The sequence below is a fragment of the Caulobacter segnis genome (assembly GCF_031454995.1).
GTDB lineage: Bacteria > Pseudomonadota > Alphaproteobacteria > Caulobacterales > Caulobacteraceae > Caulobacter > Caulobacter segnis_E.
Window position 1 is genome coordinate 577,389 of sequence record NZ_JAVDRV010000002.1, and the last position, 14,574, is coordinate 591,962.

Below are 14,574 nucleotides of genomic sequence, written 5' to 3' on the forward strand. Positions count from 1 at the left end.
TCAGCTGAATCGCCAGGCTTCCTCAGCCGCGCGCTTTAGGGCGCGGGACTTGTGCAGGGTCTCGTCGTATTCGCCGTCCGGATCGCTGTCGGCGACGATGCCGCCGCCGGCCTGGACGTACATCATGCCGTCCTTGACCAGCGCCGTGCGGAGCACGATGCAGGTGTCGACCGAGCCGTCCGCGCCGAAATAGCCGACGGCGCCGGCATAGCCGATGCCGCGCTTTTCGACTTCCAGCTCGTCGATGATCTCCATGGCCCGCACCTTGGGCGCGCCCGACAGGGTGCCGGCGGGCAGGGCGGCCATCAGCACGTCCACCGGATCGACGCCCTCGGGGGCCGTGCCCTCGACGTTCGAGACGATGTGCATGACGTGGCTGTAGCGCTCGATCTTGAAGCTCTCGGTCACGCGGACGTTAGGGCCCTTCGGACGCTCAGCCATTGTCTGCTCGGGGGGCGCGTTGCGACCGGCGCGGTTTAGCATGGCCACGCGGCCCACGTCGTTGCGGCCGAGGTCCAGCAGCATCAGGTGCTCGGCGCGCTCCTTGGGATCCGCCAGCAGCTCGGCTTCCAGCGCGGCGTCTTCCTCGGGCGTGGCGCCGCGCGGACGGGTTCCGGCGATCGGACGGATGGTGATCTTGTTGTCACGCAACCGCACCAGAATCTCGGGGCTGGAGCCGACCAGATTGAAACCGTCCAGGTTCAGGAAGAACAGGAACGGCGACGGATTCGTGCGGCGCAGCGAGCGATAGAGCGCGAACGGCGGCAGGTCGAAGGGCGCGCGGAAGCGGTGGCTGGCGACGACCTGGAAGATGTCGCCGGCGGCGATGTAGTCCTTCGCCTTGGCCACGACCTGGTGATAGTCGGCGCGGCTGACCGGCGTCGTGAACTCCATCGGACCGCGCGGCGCGCGGGGCGCGTCGTGGGCCAGAGGACGGCGCAGGTCCGCCATCACGGTCTCGATCCGAGTCCGCGCGGCTTCGTAGGCGTCCTTGGCCGACACGCCGGCCTTGGGCCGCACGGCCGTCGTCAGGATGATCTCCTGAGCGATGGCGTCGAAGATCGCGACGATCTGTGGCCGGGTCATGATCCCGTCCGGCAGGCCCAGGGTGTCCTCGTTGATATCGGGCAGGCGCTCGACCAGACGTACCAGGTCGTAGCCCAGCGCCCCGAACACGCCGGCGGCCATGGGCGGCAGGCCCTTGGGCAGCTCCATGCGCGAGCGGGCGACCAGGTCGCGCAGGCTGTCCAGCGCGCCGCCCGCCTGCGGCGTGTACCGGCCGGCGGCGATGTCGTCGCCCTCGGCGATCTCGGCCTGGTCGCCGCGGCAGCGCCAGACGAGGTCAGGATTCATGGTCACGATCGAGTAGCGACCGCGCCAGGCGCCGCCCTCGACGCTTTCGAACAGGAAGCTGTAGGGACGCGTCTGGGCGATCTTCAGATAGGCCGAAACCGGCGTCTCCAGATCGTCGATCAGACGGGTCCAGACAACCTGCCGCCGCCCGGAGTCATAGGCTTCCGAAAAGGCGTCGAAGGCGGGTTCCAGACTCATTACTCGGCTTTCTTTCCGCCCTTGGCGGCTTCCGCCTTGGCCAGGGCGTCGGTGTCGACGCCGATGGCCTGGCGCGCCAGGGTCAGGTTGGTCTTGGTCTTCAGCTGGGCCTTGGCGGCGGCGCGCGAGGCCTCGCCAAGGTCGCGCATCAGGCCGTTGGCGGCCTGGGCCTGGGCGAGCACGGCGTAGCGGGCGACGTCATTGGTCGGCGCGGCGTGGACGGCTTCCAGCTTGGCGACGACATAGGCCTCGCCCTGCTGGCCGGCGCGGGCGGTGAACACGGTGTTCGGTTTAGCGTCGAAGGCCGCGCCCAGGAAGGCAGGGCCCAGGCCCATGTGCTGCTGGGCGTTCTGGCGCGAGAGGCCCGGGACGCGCTGGATGTTGGACTGGGCCGAGGCGGCGACGGCTTCCAGCGACTCGCCTTTCTTGACGCGCGCGGCCAGAGCGTCGGCCTTGGCCTTGAGGCGCTTGCCCATCTCCTGGCCCATCCACACGGCGGTCAGCTGGGGCTTGATCTCGGCCAGGGCCGGGAGGGCGGCCGGGACCACCTTCTCGACCTTGACGGCGTAGTATTCGCCCTTGCCCAGCTCGATCAGGTCGCTTTCGCCGCCTTGAGCCAGGCTGAAGGCGGTCTTGATCATGTCGGGCGTCAGGCCAGCCGCCGGCTGACCCATCTGGTCGGCGCCCTGGGCGGTGATCGGCGCGGTCGTCACGACCATGGCGCCGGCCTTGCTGGCGGCGGCCACGAGGTCGGCGCCGGCGTCGTGCGCGTCCTGATAGGCTTGGGTCTGGTCATAGGCCTTGGCCTGGGCGGCCTGGGCGCGAACCTCGGCCTCGATCTGCGGGCGGACGCTGTCGAGCGTGGCGACCACGCCCGGATTGACCTTGGTGACCTTCACGACCGAGACGCCGAGCTCGCCATTGATCGGGCCGCTGACTTGGCCGGCGGCCAAGCTGAAGGCGGCGTCGGCGACCTTGCGGTCGGGCAGGGCGGACTTGGGCTTGTCGATCAGGGCGACCGGCGACTTGCCGTAAGCCTTGGCGACCGTGGCGGGGTCTTCGCCCTTGGCCAGGCGCTGGGAGATGGCGGCGGCGGTCTTGGCGTCCGGCGCGACGATCTGGATCAGCGAGCGGGTTTCGGGCTTGGCCAGGCTGTCCTTGCGGAAGTCGAAGGCCTTCTGGACGGCGGCCGGGTCGATGGCGACGGTCGGCTCCAGGGCCCTGGCGCTGACGCGCATGATCGACAGGACGCGGGTTTCCGGGCGCGTCAGGCGATCGGCGTTTTCCTTCATGAAGGCCACGAGCTGCGCGTCGGTCGGGGGCGCGGGCTTCTCGACCGAGGCCGGATTGACGGCGAAGGCGGCGATGTCGCGGGTCTCCAGGCCGTAGGCGGCCTGCAGGGCGGCGTAGACGCGCGGGGCCTTCAGGCCGTCGGCGACCGCCGAGAAGAAGTGGCCCTGGGCGATCTCGTCGCGCAGCGAGGCCTCGTAGGCCTGCGGCGTCAGATTGTTCTGGGCCAGAAGGGCCGCGTAGAGCTTGGGATCGAACTTGCCGGTGATCGGGTCGAACGGACGCTGGCCGGGGGGCAGCGAGCTCATCTGTTCGTGGACGGTCTTGGCGATCAGCTTGTCCGAAGGAACGACGCCCATCTTGGCGATGGCGGCGGCGATCGATTCCTGCAGCGCCAGCTCCTGGACGATCTGCCGGTCCATCCCGCGCTCCACGGCTTGGTCTGGCGTCATCGCCTCGCCGTTCCGGCGCTCGATCTCCTTGCGGTAGTTGTCGAAGCGAACCTTGAAGTCCTGGGCGGACATCTCGCGCGAGCCGGCGTCGATCACGCCAGAGCCGCGCGGTCCCTTGAAGACGTCGCTGATACCGAAGATGGCGAAGCTGACGATCAGCAGGCCAAACAGCAGCACCGCGAACGGCGATTTGGCGAAGGAGCGGAAACCGGCGAGCATGAGGGCGAAAACCTTCCAGTCGGACCGCTGAAGCAACGAGCAAAGCAGTCGAGAGCAGCGGGTATAGTAGAGCCGCGGGCGCGGGGGCAAGCGGCGCGGGCTTGACTTCCCAAGCGAGCGTGTCCCCAAGAAGGCGCTCATGACCCTTTCAAGCACGACGCCCCGGCCGTTGATCGCCGGAAACTGGAAAATGAACGGCCTTTCGGTCGCGCTCGACGAGGCGCGCGCCGTCGCGGCGGCGCTGGAGCAGCGCCCCGCTGGCGCTCGCGTGGCGATCTTCCCCCCGGCGACCCTGTTGCATCGCCTGGCGGAGGCGGTGGAGGGGTCCTCCGTCCTGGTGGGCGGTCAGGACTGCCATCCGAAGGTCAGCGGAGCCCACACCGGCGACATCTCCGCCGAGATGATCGGCGACGCGGGCGGGACCATGGTCATCGTCGGCCATTCCGAACGCCGCACGGATCACGGGGAGACCTGCCAGCGGGTGGCCGCCAAGGTCGAGGCCGCCCTGGCCGCGGATTTGGAGCCGGTCATCTGCGTCGGCGAAAGCCTGGAGCTGCGTCAGGCTGGCGAAGCGGTGAGCTTCGTGGTCGGCCAATTGCGCAATTCGTTGCCGGACAGTCTCAAGGGCAAGGCTTTCAACGTCGCCTATGAGCCCATCTGGGCCATCGGCACCGGCCACGTCGCCTCGGTCGATAACATCGTCGAGATGCACGCGGCCATCCGCGCCGAGCTGGTCGCGCGGTTTGGCGAGCAGGGCGCGGCGACGCCCATCCTCTATGGCGGCTCGGTCAAGCCCGACAACGCCCGCGAAATCCTGGCGGCGCCGGAGGTTGGCGGCGCCCTGGTTGGCGGCGCCTCGCTGAAGGCCAAGGATTTCCTGGCCATCGTCGAAGCCGCCTGACGGGGCGAAGCCTACCGGGTCAAGCCGCGCGAGCGCGCGGTTTGTCCCAGAATCCTTGACATGGCGGCGCCCACGTGCGCCTTACCGCGCCTTGCAAATCACCGCGTATTCAAGACTTTCATGACCTCGATGCACGCCTATCGCACCCACAACTGCGGCGCTCTGCGCGCTTCCGACACCGGTTCCTCGGTGCGCCTGTCGGGCTGGATCCACCGCAAGCGCGACCACGGCGGTCTGGTCTTCATCGACCTGCGTGACCACTACGGCCTGACCCAGCTGGTCCTGCACCCCGAAACGCCGGGCTTCTCGATCGTCGAGCGCCTGCGCGCCGAGAGCGTGATCCGCGTCGACGGCGAGGTCATCGCCCGTGACGCCAGCGTGGTGAACCCCAACTTGCCGACCGGCGAGATCGAAATCCGCGTCTCGGCCGTCGAGGTGCTCAGCGAAGCCGCCGAGCTGCCGCTGCCGGTCTTCGGCGAGCCGGACTATCCCGAAGAGATCCGCCTCAAGCACCGCTATCTCGACCTGCGTCGCGAGACGCTGCACAAGAACATCGTCCTGCGCTCGCGCGTGATCCAGTCGATCCGCAACCACATGTTCGCGCAGGGCTTCAACGAGTTCCAGACGCCGATCCTCACCGCCAGCTCGCCGGAAGGCGCGCGCGACTTCCTGGTGCCCTCGCGTCTGCACCCGGAGAAGTTCTACGCCCTGCCGCAGGCACCCCAGCAGTTCAAGCAGCTGCTGATGGTCTCGGGCTTCGACCGCTACTTCCAGATCGCCCCGTGCTTCCGCGACGAAGACCTGCGCGCCGACCGGTCGCTGGAATTCTACCAGCTCGACGTCGAGATGAGCTTCGTCACCCAGGAAGACGTGTTCGCGGCGATCGAGCCGGTGATGCACGGCGTCTTCGAGGAATTCGGCAACGGCCGTCGCGTCTCGCCGATCAGCGAGACCCACACCTTCACCAACGACTTCGGCGCGACGTTCGAGCACAAGGGCTTCGAGCGCCTGACCTACGCCCAGTCGATGGCCTGGTACGGCAGCGACAAGCCGGACCTGCGCAACCCGATCAAGATGCAAAACGTCTCGGAGCACTTCCGTGACGGCGGCTTTGGCCTGTTCGCCAAGATCCTGGGCGCCGACGCCAAGAACCAGATTTGGGCGATCCCGGCCCCCACGGGTGGTTCGCGGGCTTTCTGCGACCGCATGAACAGCTGGGCCCAGGGCGAAGGTCAGCCGGGCCTCGGCTATGTGTTCTGGTCGGAAGACCAAGGCGGCTGGGGCGGCCCGATCGCCAAGAACCTGGGCGAACCGACGCAAGCCCTGATGGAATCGCTGGGCCTGGGCGCCGGCGACGCCGCCTTCTTCGTGGCTGGCGACCCGGCCGTGTTCGCCAAGTTCGCGGGCCTGGCCCGCACGCGCGTCGGCACGGAGCTGAAGCTGGTCGACGAGAACCAGTTCAAGTTCTGCTGGATCGTAGATTTCCCGATGTTCGAGTGGAACGAGGACGAGAAGAAGGTCGACTTCAGCCACAACCCGTTCTCGATGCCGCAAGGCGGTCTGGAGGCCCTGGAGAGCCAGGATCCGCTGACCATCCGCGCCTATCAATACGACATCGTCTGCAACGGCTACGAGCTCTGCTCGGGCGCGATCCGGAACCACAAGCCCGAGATCATGCTCAAGGCCTTCGAGATCGCCGGCTACGGCCCCGAGGTCGTCGAGGAGCAGTTCGGCGGCATGCTGAACGCGTTCCGCTACGGCGCGCCGCCGCACGGTGGTCTGGCGCCCGGCATCGACCGCATCGTCATGCTGTTGGCCGACCAGGTGGCCATCCGCGAGGTCATCGCCTTCCCGCTGAACCAGCAGGGCCAGGACCTGCTGATGAACGCGCCGGCCAACGTGCTGGACAAGCAGCTGAAGGAGCTGCACATCCGCACCGCGCCGCCCATCAAGGTCTAGGACCGGCGGTCACCGCGAAAGAAAAGCCCTCCGGTCTGATGATCGGAGGGCTTTTTCTTGTCTGGGCGGCGCCTGGCTTCAGCGAAGTCGGATCACCACTTGGGTGGTTTCGGCGGCTTGGGCGGAGCCGGCGCGGCCGGAGGCGCGGGCGGCGTCTTGGGCATTTCCCTCCACAGCATGAACTGCCGCGAGCCGCGGATGCCGCTGCACGCGCGCACGCTCAGGCCGGCGGGCAGTCGCGTGCCGCCATCACCGCAAGCCTCGTCCAGCTGATCCTGGTCCAGGCCTCGAGCCCCGGACAGGTCGGCGCCGCCGAGGTTCACCAGGGACAGGTCGGCGTTGCGGAAATCCGCGCCGGAAAAAACCGCCCCACGCAGGTTGGAGCCGGTCATGTCGGCGTTGCGAAAAATGGCGCCCTCGAAGCGGCCGCCTTGGAAGTTGGCGTGGTTGATGTCGGCGTTCGAGAAGTCGGCGTCGCGGGCGTTGACACCCGAAAGGTTGGCCGCGATCAGCTCGACGTTGGAGAAGCGGGCCTTCTGCAGGTTGGCGCCGTTCATCTGGACGCCGTGCAACTCGGCGGAGGATAGATCGACCCGCACGAGGACGGCTTGCTGGAAGTTGGCGCCGCTGCTTTCGACGCCCGACATCCGCGCGTCGGTGAAGTTGGCGCTGTTGAAGTTGGCGCCGCGCATCTCGGCGCCGCGCAGGTCCGCGCGGCTCAGATCGGCCGAGACAAAATTGCTGCCGTAGAACATCGCGCCGCGCAGGTCGGCGCCGATCAGAACCGACTTGGAGAAATTGGCGCCGGCGAACTTGGCGTTCATCAGCTTGCGTCCGGCCAGATCGCAGCTGGCGCACATCCCGCCGAACGACGTGAGCTTGGCGACGTCGCGGTCCTCGGTCGCGGCATGCGCCTGACCGGCCAGGGCCAGCAGGCTCAGCGACAAGGCGGCGATGGAGGCGCCAAAGCGAAACATCAATTTCTCCGTGCAGCCCATTACGCGACTGTGTGAGTTACGGTTTGAACCCGGCGGGGGGCGGAAGCCACTTAAATCGCGGTAATGACGGGGATTTAACGGCTGGAACAGGCGAGGCGAGCCGCCCGATCAACGTGAAGTCGATCGGGGATTTTCGCCTTGGACGCGCTCAGGACGACGCCAGCGGACCTGATTGATCGGCCTGGGCCCCGCAGGTGTCGCAGATGGTGATCGCGCCCCGGCGGACCAACGAGAGGTCGCCGCACGACGGGCACATCTCACCCTCCACGCCGGGACGCTCGACGCCCTCGACCCGGCGGCGACCAAAGGCCGCGAAGACCAGATTGTCGGGGGTGGCGCCGCGCGAGAAGCCCTTTGAGATGAAGCGGCTGGCGGGCACCGGATCGAGCTCGCCATCCTCGTCGGCGTCGACGAGGCGCTTGCCCGCGCCCAGGCCGTCGGCGTTGAACTCGCTGGGATCGGCGTTGGCCAGATCGTCGCGGCCCAGATACGACACGCCCAGCTCGCGGAAAACGTAATCCAGGATCGAGGTCGCCGACTTGATCGAGTCGTTGCCCGTCACCGGACCCGCCGGCTCGAACTTGGTGTAGACGAAGGCGTCGACGAACTCGTCCAGCGGCACGCCATGCTGCAGGCCCAACGAGACGGCGATCGCGAAGTTGTTCATCAGGCTACGGAAGGCCGCGCCTTCCTTGTGCATGTCGATGAACAGCTCGCCCAGCTCGCCGTCCTCGTACTCGCCGGTGTGCAGATAGACCTTGTGGCCGCCCACCGCGGCCTTCTGGATGTAGCCCTTGCGGCGGTCGGGCAGGCGGCGGCGCGAGCGATCGCGCTCGACGATCTTCTCGACCACGCGCTCGGTGACGATCGGCTCGCGCATCGGCGCGGGGCGCGGAGCCTCCGCTGCGGGTTCCTCTGGCAGGTCGAGCTTGAACTCGGCCGGCGGGGCGGCGCGCCGCAAGCGCAGGGCGCGGACCCCGGCGCGGGCGGCGGCGGCCTGGGCGCGCACGGCGTCGGCCGGCCGGGCGTCGAAAGCGATCGGCAGGGGCACGGTGGTCGGCAGGCAGGCGAAGGCCTCGACGGCCGTCAGCATGGCGAGACGATCCGCGAAGGTGGGCGCTTCCACCGATTGGAAGGCCTCGCGGAGCTCGGGGTTGAGGGTGTCGCAGTCGCCCAGGCGCCCGGCGCCCAGGGCATGGCGTTCCGCGGCCGCGATCTCGTCCTCGGTGAAATCGGCGAAGGCGAGGGTGTCGAAATCGCGGCGCGCGACGTCTTCCGCCGAAGCGCCCAGCACGTCCCGCAGGAAGCCCGGACCCATGATGGCCGGCGCGAAGGCGGCGCGCAGGCCGCGGCATTCGCGCAGGGCGTTCTCGGCCTTCTCGATCTCGTGCGCGGTGAAGCCGCGCGCCTGGAGCACGAGGTGATCGATGGCGGGGCTCTCGGCCAGGGTGCCATGGCCCAGGGCGTGCCGGCGGGCGGCGTCGAGATCCGCGCTCTCGGCCGACAGAGCCTCCATGGCCGCGGGGCTGAAGGTCGGCAGCAGAAGTCCGTCGGCGGTCTGGGCCACCGAGACCGGCGCCATCGCGCCGGCGGATCCGACGGGGGCGCCGCCCAGGCGCAGCGTGGCTTCGGCGTCCTCGAACGGCCCGACTAGGGCGACTGAGCGCAGGCCGTGCTTTTTCGCCAGGCCATGAGCCGTCGCGAGCGCCGTGGCGGCCTCGGTGGCGAGTTCGGAGCGCAAGGCGGCGGCGCGGACCCGGCGCTCGGCCAGGGTCTTCAGCACGCCTTGGCGGTCTTGGGCGTAGGCCAGATCCTGACCTAGCGTCGAGGCGGCCTCGGCGCTGGCCGACAGGGCGGCGCCCACGGCCAGGGCCCACAGCGCGGCCGCGCCGTCGCGCCCCTCTTGGCCGGACTGCGACAGGCCTTGGCTCAGCAGACAGTCGCCGACGCCGGCGAGCGAAAGACGGGCTTGCTGGTCGCCGCGCTCCAGCTCCAGCGCCGTGCCCCACAGGTGACAGACCTCGGTGAAGCGCTCGACGTCGAAGCCTTCCGCGTCGAGGAAGGCGCTGGCGTCGATGGCCGCGCCGACCGCGACGCCGCGCGCGAGGAGTTCGGCGTCCTGCGGCGAGAAGGTCAGGGTGAGGGCGCCCGTTTCCCAGGCGAACTGCGCGGCGAGCGCGGCGGACTCATCGCCCGCGGCCACGCCTTGGCGCGAGGCCGAGGCGACCATGTCGTTCTCGGAGGCCGGCGCCGGGGCCGCGAGCGGCGCGCGCGGCGCGTCGGCGGTGGCGATGGCTTCGAGGATCGCGCCATCGTCGGCGCCTAGCTCGCGGGCCTTCCGCGCCGCGCGGGCGAGGGCCGGGTTCTTGCGGACGTCGGCGCAGGCGCGCGCGTCGCCCTGGCAGCGCCGGACGGCGTCCGTCACCTGGGCGAGGGCGCTGTCGAGGCGGCTGGCGGCCAGGCTGGCCAGGGTCGCGGCGCGACGCCGGCTCAGGCTTTGCCGCGCCGTGGTCTGGAATTCGATCTCGCTGATGTCGGGCGACAGCTCTTGGCCGGCTTGCCCCCCCGCCGGGGTGGCGTAGCCCGCCAACATGGTCGCCAGCAGCGCGTCCCTGAAGCCGGCGGCGTCGGCCTTGTCGCCGAACAGGCCCCGCGCGAGGCCGATCTTGGCGACACGGTCCGCGTAGCGGGCCGGCCCGCCGCCCAGCGGCGCCTTGGGCTCGATCGTCCCGGCCCAGTCCAGCCAGGCCTCAACACGGGCGTCCGTCCAGGCGGCGGGGGCGGCGACCACGATGATGCTGTCGGCGCGCTCGAGGTCGCGCCATTCCATCGCGGGAACCGATCCGGCGGCTTTGGCGGGCGTGCGCATGGACGTTTCCTGGTTCCGTCTGCCAGCTTAGAAGCTTACCAAATCCCTAACGTGTGATTCCACGCGGTCGGGATGCGCGTAAGGTCGCACCCACGCTAGAACCTCCCGCCAGAGCTCTCAATAGATGTTGGGGGTGTGGCGGGGTTAATCCACAAGATGTTGAAGCGGGTGGTCGCCGCGCGGCGCTGGACGCTGACGACCCGGGGCCCTATAGTCGCGCCGCTTCGCCGCGCCGGTCGCGGCCTGTCTTGAGCCCTCTTAAGTTTCGGGTGCGAACCTAGTGCTGAAAGCGATCTTCACCTGGTGGAACGGCGCGACCCTGGGTCAGCGTTTCCATATCGGCCGCCGCGGCGTCTTCGTGGGCCAGGACGAGCAGGGCAACCGCTACTTCGAAGCGCGCGACAACAGCGACAGCTACGATCAGCGCAAGCGCCGCTGGGTGATCTACAACGGTTACGCCGAAGCCTCGAAGGTTCCGCCCGAATGGAGCGGCTGGCTGCACTACACGTTCGACGAGCCGCCGACCCAGGCGCCGCTGAAGCGTCGTGAGTGGGAAAAGGATCACCTGCCGAACCTCACGGGCACCGTGCACGCCTGGCGTCCGAAGGGCTCCTTGACCCGTGGCGGCGAACGCGCGGCCGCCACCAGCGACTACCAAGCCTGGTCGCCGGAATAGGACGGATGTCCCGCCGGGCGTCCTGGATCGCCGCCGCCGCCGTGTTGGCCGGTTTGGCCGGAACCGGCGCGGCGTTCGCGCGCCAGGCGGCTGTTCAGTCCGCTCAAACGCCGCCGACCGCGCCCCAAGCGCCTGTCGCCCCAGCCGCGCGTGCGGCGGGCGTCCAACAAGCGCCCGAGCTTCGTCCGTCTCCATCTTCGCAGACCGCGCCCGCGCCGGCCGCCGCCAGTTCGCAGCCCGCGCCGACTCCTGCCGCGGCTTCGTCGGACAAGCCCGCGCCCCCCGCCGCTCCGGTCAAGCCGCCCGAGCCGGCCAAGCGCCAGCGCTACGCGATCGCGATCATGCAGGCGCTGGACAAGGTCACGACCGAGACCATGCGGTTCGAGGTCCCGGTCGGTCAGCCGATCCGCTACAAGACGCTGGTCTTCACGGTGCGCGCTTGCGAAACCGCCGCGACCGACGAGGTCGCGCCGGAGACCACGGCCTACGTCATCGTCGACACCCAGCCCAAGGCCCAGGCGGGACGGCCCGCGCCGCCCGGACGGCAGATCTACAAGGGGTGGATGTACGCCAGCTCGCCGGGCCTGAACCCGCTCGAGCATCCGGTCTATGACGCCTGGTTGATCGCCTGCAAGCAGTCGATCCTGGTCGCGCCGCCCGCCAAGCCGTAGAAGTCGCCCTGGACCGTCAGAGCCTTGGCCAGACGTCGGCGATAGTCGGCGCGGCTGATCTCGACCGTGCCGAACTGCGTCAGGTGATCGGTCAGGAACTGAGTGTCCAGAAGCGCGTAGCCGCCGGCGATTAGTCGCGCGACCAGATGCACCAGCGCCACCTTGCTGGCGTCGCGCGCGGTCGAGAACATGCTCTCGCCGAAGAACGCGCCGCCTAGAGAAACGCCGTAAAGTCCACCGACGAGGTCGTCCCCGAGCCAGGTCTCGACGCTATGGGCCAGGCCCCGGGCGTAGAGTTGCCCGTAGAGCTGTTGGATGGGGTGGTTGATCCAGGTGTCCTGTCGGCCGGGCCTCGAGGCCGCGCAGCCTTCAATCACCGCGTCGAAGGCGGTGTCGATGCGGACTTCGTAAGGGCCGTTGCGCACCGTGCGGGCCAGGCGCTTGGGAATGTGGAAGTTCCCGAGCGGCAGGACGCCCCGCCGCTCGGGATCGATCAGAAAAAGGCTCTCGTCCTCGCGGGCGTCGGCCATGGGGAAGACGCCACGCGCGTAGCAGGCGATCAGGTCGTCGACCGTGAAGGCGTCTTCCATGGTTGAGCCTGAGCTAGGCTTCCTGGGCTTTGATCCAGCGCTCCAGCCAGTGGATGTCGTAGTCCCCGGCCAGGATGTCGGGCTGGACCAGCAGATCCTGGAACAGCGGGATCGTCGTCTCGACGCCGCCGACCACCATCTCGCCCAGGCAGCGCTTGAGGCGCGCGATGCACTCGGCGCGGTCGCGGCCGTGCACGATCAGCTTGCCGATCAGGCTGTCGTAGTAGGGCGGGATCGCATAGCCGGTGTAGATCGCCGAATCCAGGCGGACGCCCAGACCGCCAGGGGCGTGGAAGTCGGTGATCGTGCCCGGCGAGGGCGTGAAGGTCCGCGCGTTCTCGGCGTTGATCCGGCACTCGATGGCGTGGCCCTCGAAGACGACGTCCTCCTGGGTGAACGACAGCGGCAGGCCGGCGGCGATGCGGATCTGCTCCCGCACCAGGTCGATGCCGGTGATGGCCTCGGTGACGGGGTGTTCGACCTGCAGGCGGGTGTTCATCTCGATGAAGAAGAACTCGTCGTTCTCCCACAGGAACTCGATGGTCCCGACGCCCAGGTAGCCGATGGCCTTGACCGCATCGACGACCACCTTGCCGATCTTGGCGCGTCCTTCGGCGGAAAGCGCGGGCGAGGGGGCTTCTTCCAGCACCTTCTGGTGACGGCGCTGCAGCGAGCAGTCGCGCTCGCCCAGGTGCACCACGTTGCCGTGGCTGTCGGCGATCACCTGCAGCTCGATGTGGCGCGGCTTCTGGAGGTAGCGCTCCATGTAGACCGTGTCGTCGCCGAACGCGGCGCGAGCCTCGGCGCGGGCGGTCGAGACCGCTTCAGCCAGGTCCTCGCGCGTCTGGGCGACCTTCATGCCGCGACCGCCGCCGCCGGCGGCGGCCTTGATCAGCACGGGGAAGCCGATCTTCTCGGCGGCCTCGAAGGCCTCTTCCTCGGTCGAGACGCCGCCGTCGGAGCCGGGAACGACCGGGATGCCGGCGTCCTTCACGGCCTGCTTGGCGGTGATCTTGTCGCCCATCATCCGGATGTGCTCGGGCTTCGGGCCGATGAAGGTGAAGCCGTGCGCGCCGACGATCTCGGCGAAGCGGGCGTTCTCGGACAGGAAGCCATAACCCGGGTGGATCGCCTGAGCGCCGGTGATCTCGGCGGCCGCGATGATTGACGGGATGTTCAGATAGCTCTTGGCGGCGGGAGCCGGGCCGATGCAGACGCTTTCGTCGGCCAGGCGCACCCACATGGAGTTGCGGTCGGCCTCGGAATGCACGGCCACCGTGGCGATGCCCATTTCCTTGCAGGCGCGGTGGACCCGGAGCGCGATCTCGCCCCGGTTCGCGATGAGAATTTTGTCGAACATGAGCGTTACTCGATGACGACGAGCGGCTCGCCGAACTCGACGGGCTGGGCGTCGGCGACCAGGATCTCGACGATCTTGCCGGCCTTCGGGGCCGAGATCGGGTTCATGGTCTTCATGGCTTCGACGATCAGCAGGGTCTGGCCCGCCGAGACGGTGTCGCCCACCTTCACGAAGGCGTCGGCGCCCGGTTGGGGCGACAGATAGGCGGTGCCGACCATCGGCGACTTCACGGCGTCGCCGCGAGCGGCGGCCGGCGCGGGCGCGGCTTCGGCGGCGGGCGCGGCGGCGGCCGGAGCGGCGGCGGGCGCCGGGGCATAGGCCGGAGCCGCGGCCTGGACGTAGTTGACCGGCGCCGCGGTCAGCTCACGCGCCACGCGGATCTTCAGACCAGCGTGCTCGACTTCGATCTCCGAGAGACCCGTGTCCTTCAGGATATCCGCGATCTTGCGGACCAGACGGGCGTCGATGGCCGGAGCTTCGACCGGATCGGCGGGGGCCTTGGGGTTCGACATGGAAGCTTACCTTGTTGTTCTGAAACGCCGCGCGCCGCGGAAAAGCGCTGGGGCGAGGTTCTCGTTAAACGCCGACCAGGCCGAAAGCGGCCTCGATCGCCAATTCATAGCTCGCCGCGCCAAACCCGGAGACGATCCCCGTGGCCGCCAGCGACACATAGGTGTGGCGGCGGAATTCCTCCCTCGCCGCCGGGTTGGACAGATGGCACTCGATCACCGGGATGCTCAAGGTCTTGAGCGCGTCCAGCAGCGCGATCGAGGTGTGGCCGTAGCCAGCCGGATTGATGATCAGCGCCGAGGCCGACACACGCGCCTCATGCACCCAATCGATCAGCACGCCTTCGTGGTTGGACTGGCGGAAGACCACCGAAACGCCACGCGAAGCCGCCCGCGCCTCGCAGCGCGTCCGGACATCCTCGAGCGTGTCCTTTCCGTAAATCTCGGGCTCGCGGGTTCCCAACAGGTTGAGATTGGGGCCGCTCAGCACGTGGATCGGTTTTACCATGCGGCTCCGCCGTCGATTCCG

Annotated in this window: 12 protein-coding genes; 4 read left to right on the forward strand and 8 right to left on the reverse strand. The window is 68.8% G+C overall.

What is annotated here, in order from left to right:
- Together trpE and J2728_RS08925 are read right to left on the reverse strand one after the other, a co-directional pair.
- A complete protein-coding gene (gene trpE, locus J2728_RS08920) occupies nucleotides 1-1,551 on the reverse strand; it encodes an anthranilate synthase component I (RefSeq protein ID WP_309998439.1) in 1,551 nt (516 codons plus the stop codon).
- The gene (locus J2728_RS08925; RefSeq protein ID WP_309998441.1) at nucleotides 1,551-3,512 is read right to left on the reverse strand and encodes a peptidylprolyl isomerase; all 1,962 of its coding nucleotides are present in this window, start codon (nucleotides 3,510-3,512) and stop codon (nucleotides 1,551-1,553) included. Before J2728_RS08925 ends, trpE begins: the two co-directional genes overlap by 1 nt.
- A gap of 139 nt (nucleotides 3,513-3,651) precedes the next feature.
- Here J2728_RS08925 and tpiA point away from each other — a divergent pair, with 139 nt between their 5' ends.
- On the forward strand, nucleotides 3,652-4,413 hold the full coding sequence (tpiA, locus tag J2728_RS08930; protein WP_309998443.1) for a triose-phosphate isomerase: 762 nt from the start codon (nucleotides 3,652-3,654) through the stop codon (nucleotides 4,411-4,413).
- Between the two features lie 120 nt (nucleotides 4,414-4,533).
- Entirely contained in the window at nucleotides 4,534-6,372 is a 1,839-nt protein-coding gene (aspS, locus tag J2728_RS08935; protein WP_309998444.1) for an aspartate--tRNA ligase, read from the forward strand.
- A gap of 92 nt (nucleotides 6,373-6,464) precedes the next feature.
- Here aspS and J2728_RS08940 read toward each other — a convergent pair whose 3' ends face one another.
- Both J2728_RS08940 and J2728_RS08945 read right to left on the reverse strand, forming a co-directional pair.
- Entirely contained in the window at nucleotides 6,465-7,349 is an 885-nt protein-coding gene (locus J2728_RS08940; RefSeq protein WP_309998445.1) for a pentapeptide repeat-containing protein, read from the reverse strand.
- 169 nt (nucleotides 7,350-7,518) lie between these two features.
- Nucleotides 7,519-10,239: a TSCPD domain-containing protein gene (locus J2728_RS08945; protein ID WP_309998447.1), complete on the reverse strand. Its 2,721-nt coding sequence runs from the start codon at nucleotides 10,237-10,239 to the stop codon at nucleotides 7,519-7,521.
- 280 nt (nucleotides 10,240-10,519) lie between these two features.
- Between J2728_RS08945 and J2728_RS08950 the strand changes: the two genes are divergently transcribed.
- Together J2728_RS08950 and J2728_RS08955 are read left to right on the forward strand one after the other, a co-directional pair.
- Nucleotides 10,520-10,915 (forward strand): NADH:ubiquinone oxidoreductase subunit NDUFA12, encoded by a 396-nt coding sequence (locus J2728_RS08950; RefSeq protein WP_304279744.1) that lies wholly within the window; start codon nucleotides 10,520-10,522, stop codon nucleotides 10,913-10,915.
- A gap of 5 nt (nucleotides 10,916-10,920) precedes the next feature.
- The gene (locus J2728_RS08955) at nucleotides 10,921-11,586 is read left to right on the forward strand and encodes a DUF2155 domain-containing protein (RefSeq protein WP_309998449.1); all 666 of its coding nucleotides are present in this window, start codon (nucleotides 10,921-10,923) and stop codon (nucleotides 11,584-11,586) included.
- On the opposite strand, the gene aat is transcribed toward J2728_RS08955, so the two are convergent.
- The 4 genes from aat to aroQ all read right to left on the reverse strand — a co-directional run bounded on the left by aat (nucleotide 11,523) and on the right by aroQ (nucleotide 14,553).
- Nucleotides 11,523-12,176, reverse strand: coding sequence for a leucyl/phenylalanyl-tRNA--protein transferase (gene aat, locus J2728_RS08960; RefSeq protein ID WP_309998451.1), 654 nt, complete (start codon nucleotides 12,174-12,176; stop codon nucleotides 11,523-11,525). The genes J2728_RS08955 and aat overlap by 64 nt on opposite strands.
- 13 nt (nucleotides 12,177-12,189) lie before the next feature.
- Complete coding sequence (gene accC / locus J2728_RS08965; RefSeq protein ID WP_309998452.1) at nucleotides 12,190-13,536, reverse strand: acetyl-CoA carboxylase biotin carboxylase subunit; 1,347 nt, start codon at nucleotides 13,534-13,536, stop codon at nucleotides 12,190-12,192.
- Nucleotides 13,537-13,541: 5 nt separating this feature from the next.
- Nucleotides 13,542-14,048 carry an acetyl-CoA carboxylase biotin carboxyl carrier protein gene (accB, locus tag J2728_RS08970; RefSeq protein WP_309998454.1) on the reverse strand — a complete coding sequence of 169 codons (507 nt, stop codon included), beginning with the start codon at nucleotides 14,046-14,048 and terminating at the stop codon, nucleotides 13,542-13,544.
- A 64-nt stretch (nucleotides 14,049-14,112) separates the two neighbouring features.
- The gene (aroQ, locus tag J2728_RS08975) at nucleotides 14,113-14,553 is read right to left on the reverse strand and encodes a type II 3-dehydroquinate dehydratase (RefSeq protein WP_309998455.1); all 441 of its coding nucleotides are present in this window, start codon (nucleotides 14,551-14,553) and stop codon (nucleotides 14,113-14,115) included.
- Between the last annotated feature and the right edge of the window lie 21 nt (nucleotides 14,554-14,574).

Coding starts and splice junctions, on each gene's coding strand:
- aat (WP_309998451.1), bottom strand. CDS start 12,176: ATGGAAGACGCCTTCACGGTCGACGACCTGATCGCCTGCTACGCGCGT.
- J2728_RS08940 (WP_309998445.1), bottom strand. CDS start 7,349: ATGTTTCGCTTTGGCGCCTCCATCGCCGCCTTGTCGCTGAGCCTGCTG.
- aspS (WP_309998444.1), top strand. CDS start 4,534: ATGACCTCGATGCACGCCTATCGCACCCACAACTGCGGCGCTCTGCGC.
- J2728_RS08945 (WP_309998447.1), bottom strand. CDS start 10,239: ATGCGCACGCCCGCCAAAGCCGCCGGATCGGTTCCCGCGATGGAATGG.
- trpE (WP_309998439.1), bottom strand. CDS start 1,551: ATGAGTCTGGAACCCGCCTTCGACGCCTTTTCGGAAGCCTATGACTCC.
- tpiA (WP_309998443.1), top strand. CDS start 3,652: ATGACCCTTTCAAGCACGACGCCCCGGCCGTTGATCGCCGGAAACTGG.
- aroQ (WP_309998455.1), bottom strand. CDS start 14,553: ATGGTAAAACCGATCCACGTGCTGAGCGGCCCCAATCTCAACCTGTTG.
- J2728_RS08925 (WP_309998441.1), bottom strand. CDS start 3,512: ATGCTCGCCGGTTTCCGCTCCTTCGCCAAATCGCCGTTCGCGGTGCTG.
- J2728_RS08955 (WP_309998449.1), top strand. CDS start 10,921: ATGTCCCGCCGGGCGTCCTGGATCGCCGCCGCCGCCGTGTTGGCCGGT.
- accC (WP_309998452.1), bottom strand. CDS start 13,536: ATGTTCGACAAAATTCTCATCGCGAACCGGGGCGAGATCGCGCTCCGG.
- accB (WP_309998454.1), bottom strand. CDS start 14,048: ATGTCGAACCCCAAGGCCCCCGCCGATCCGGTCGAAGCTCCGGCCATC.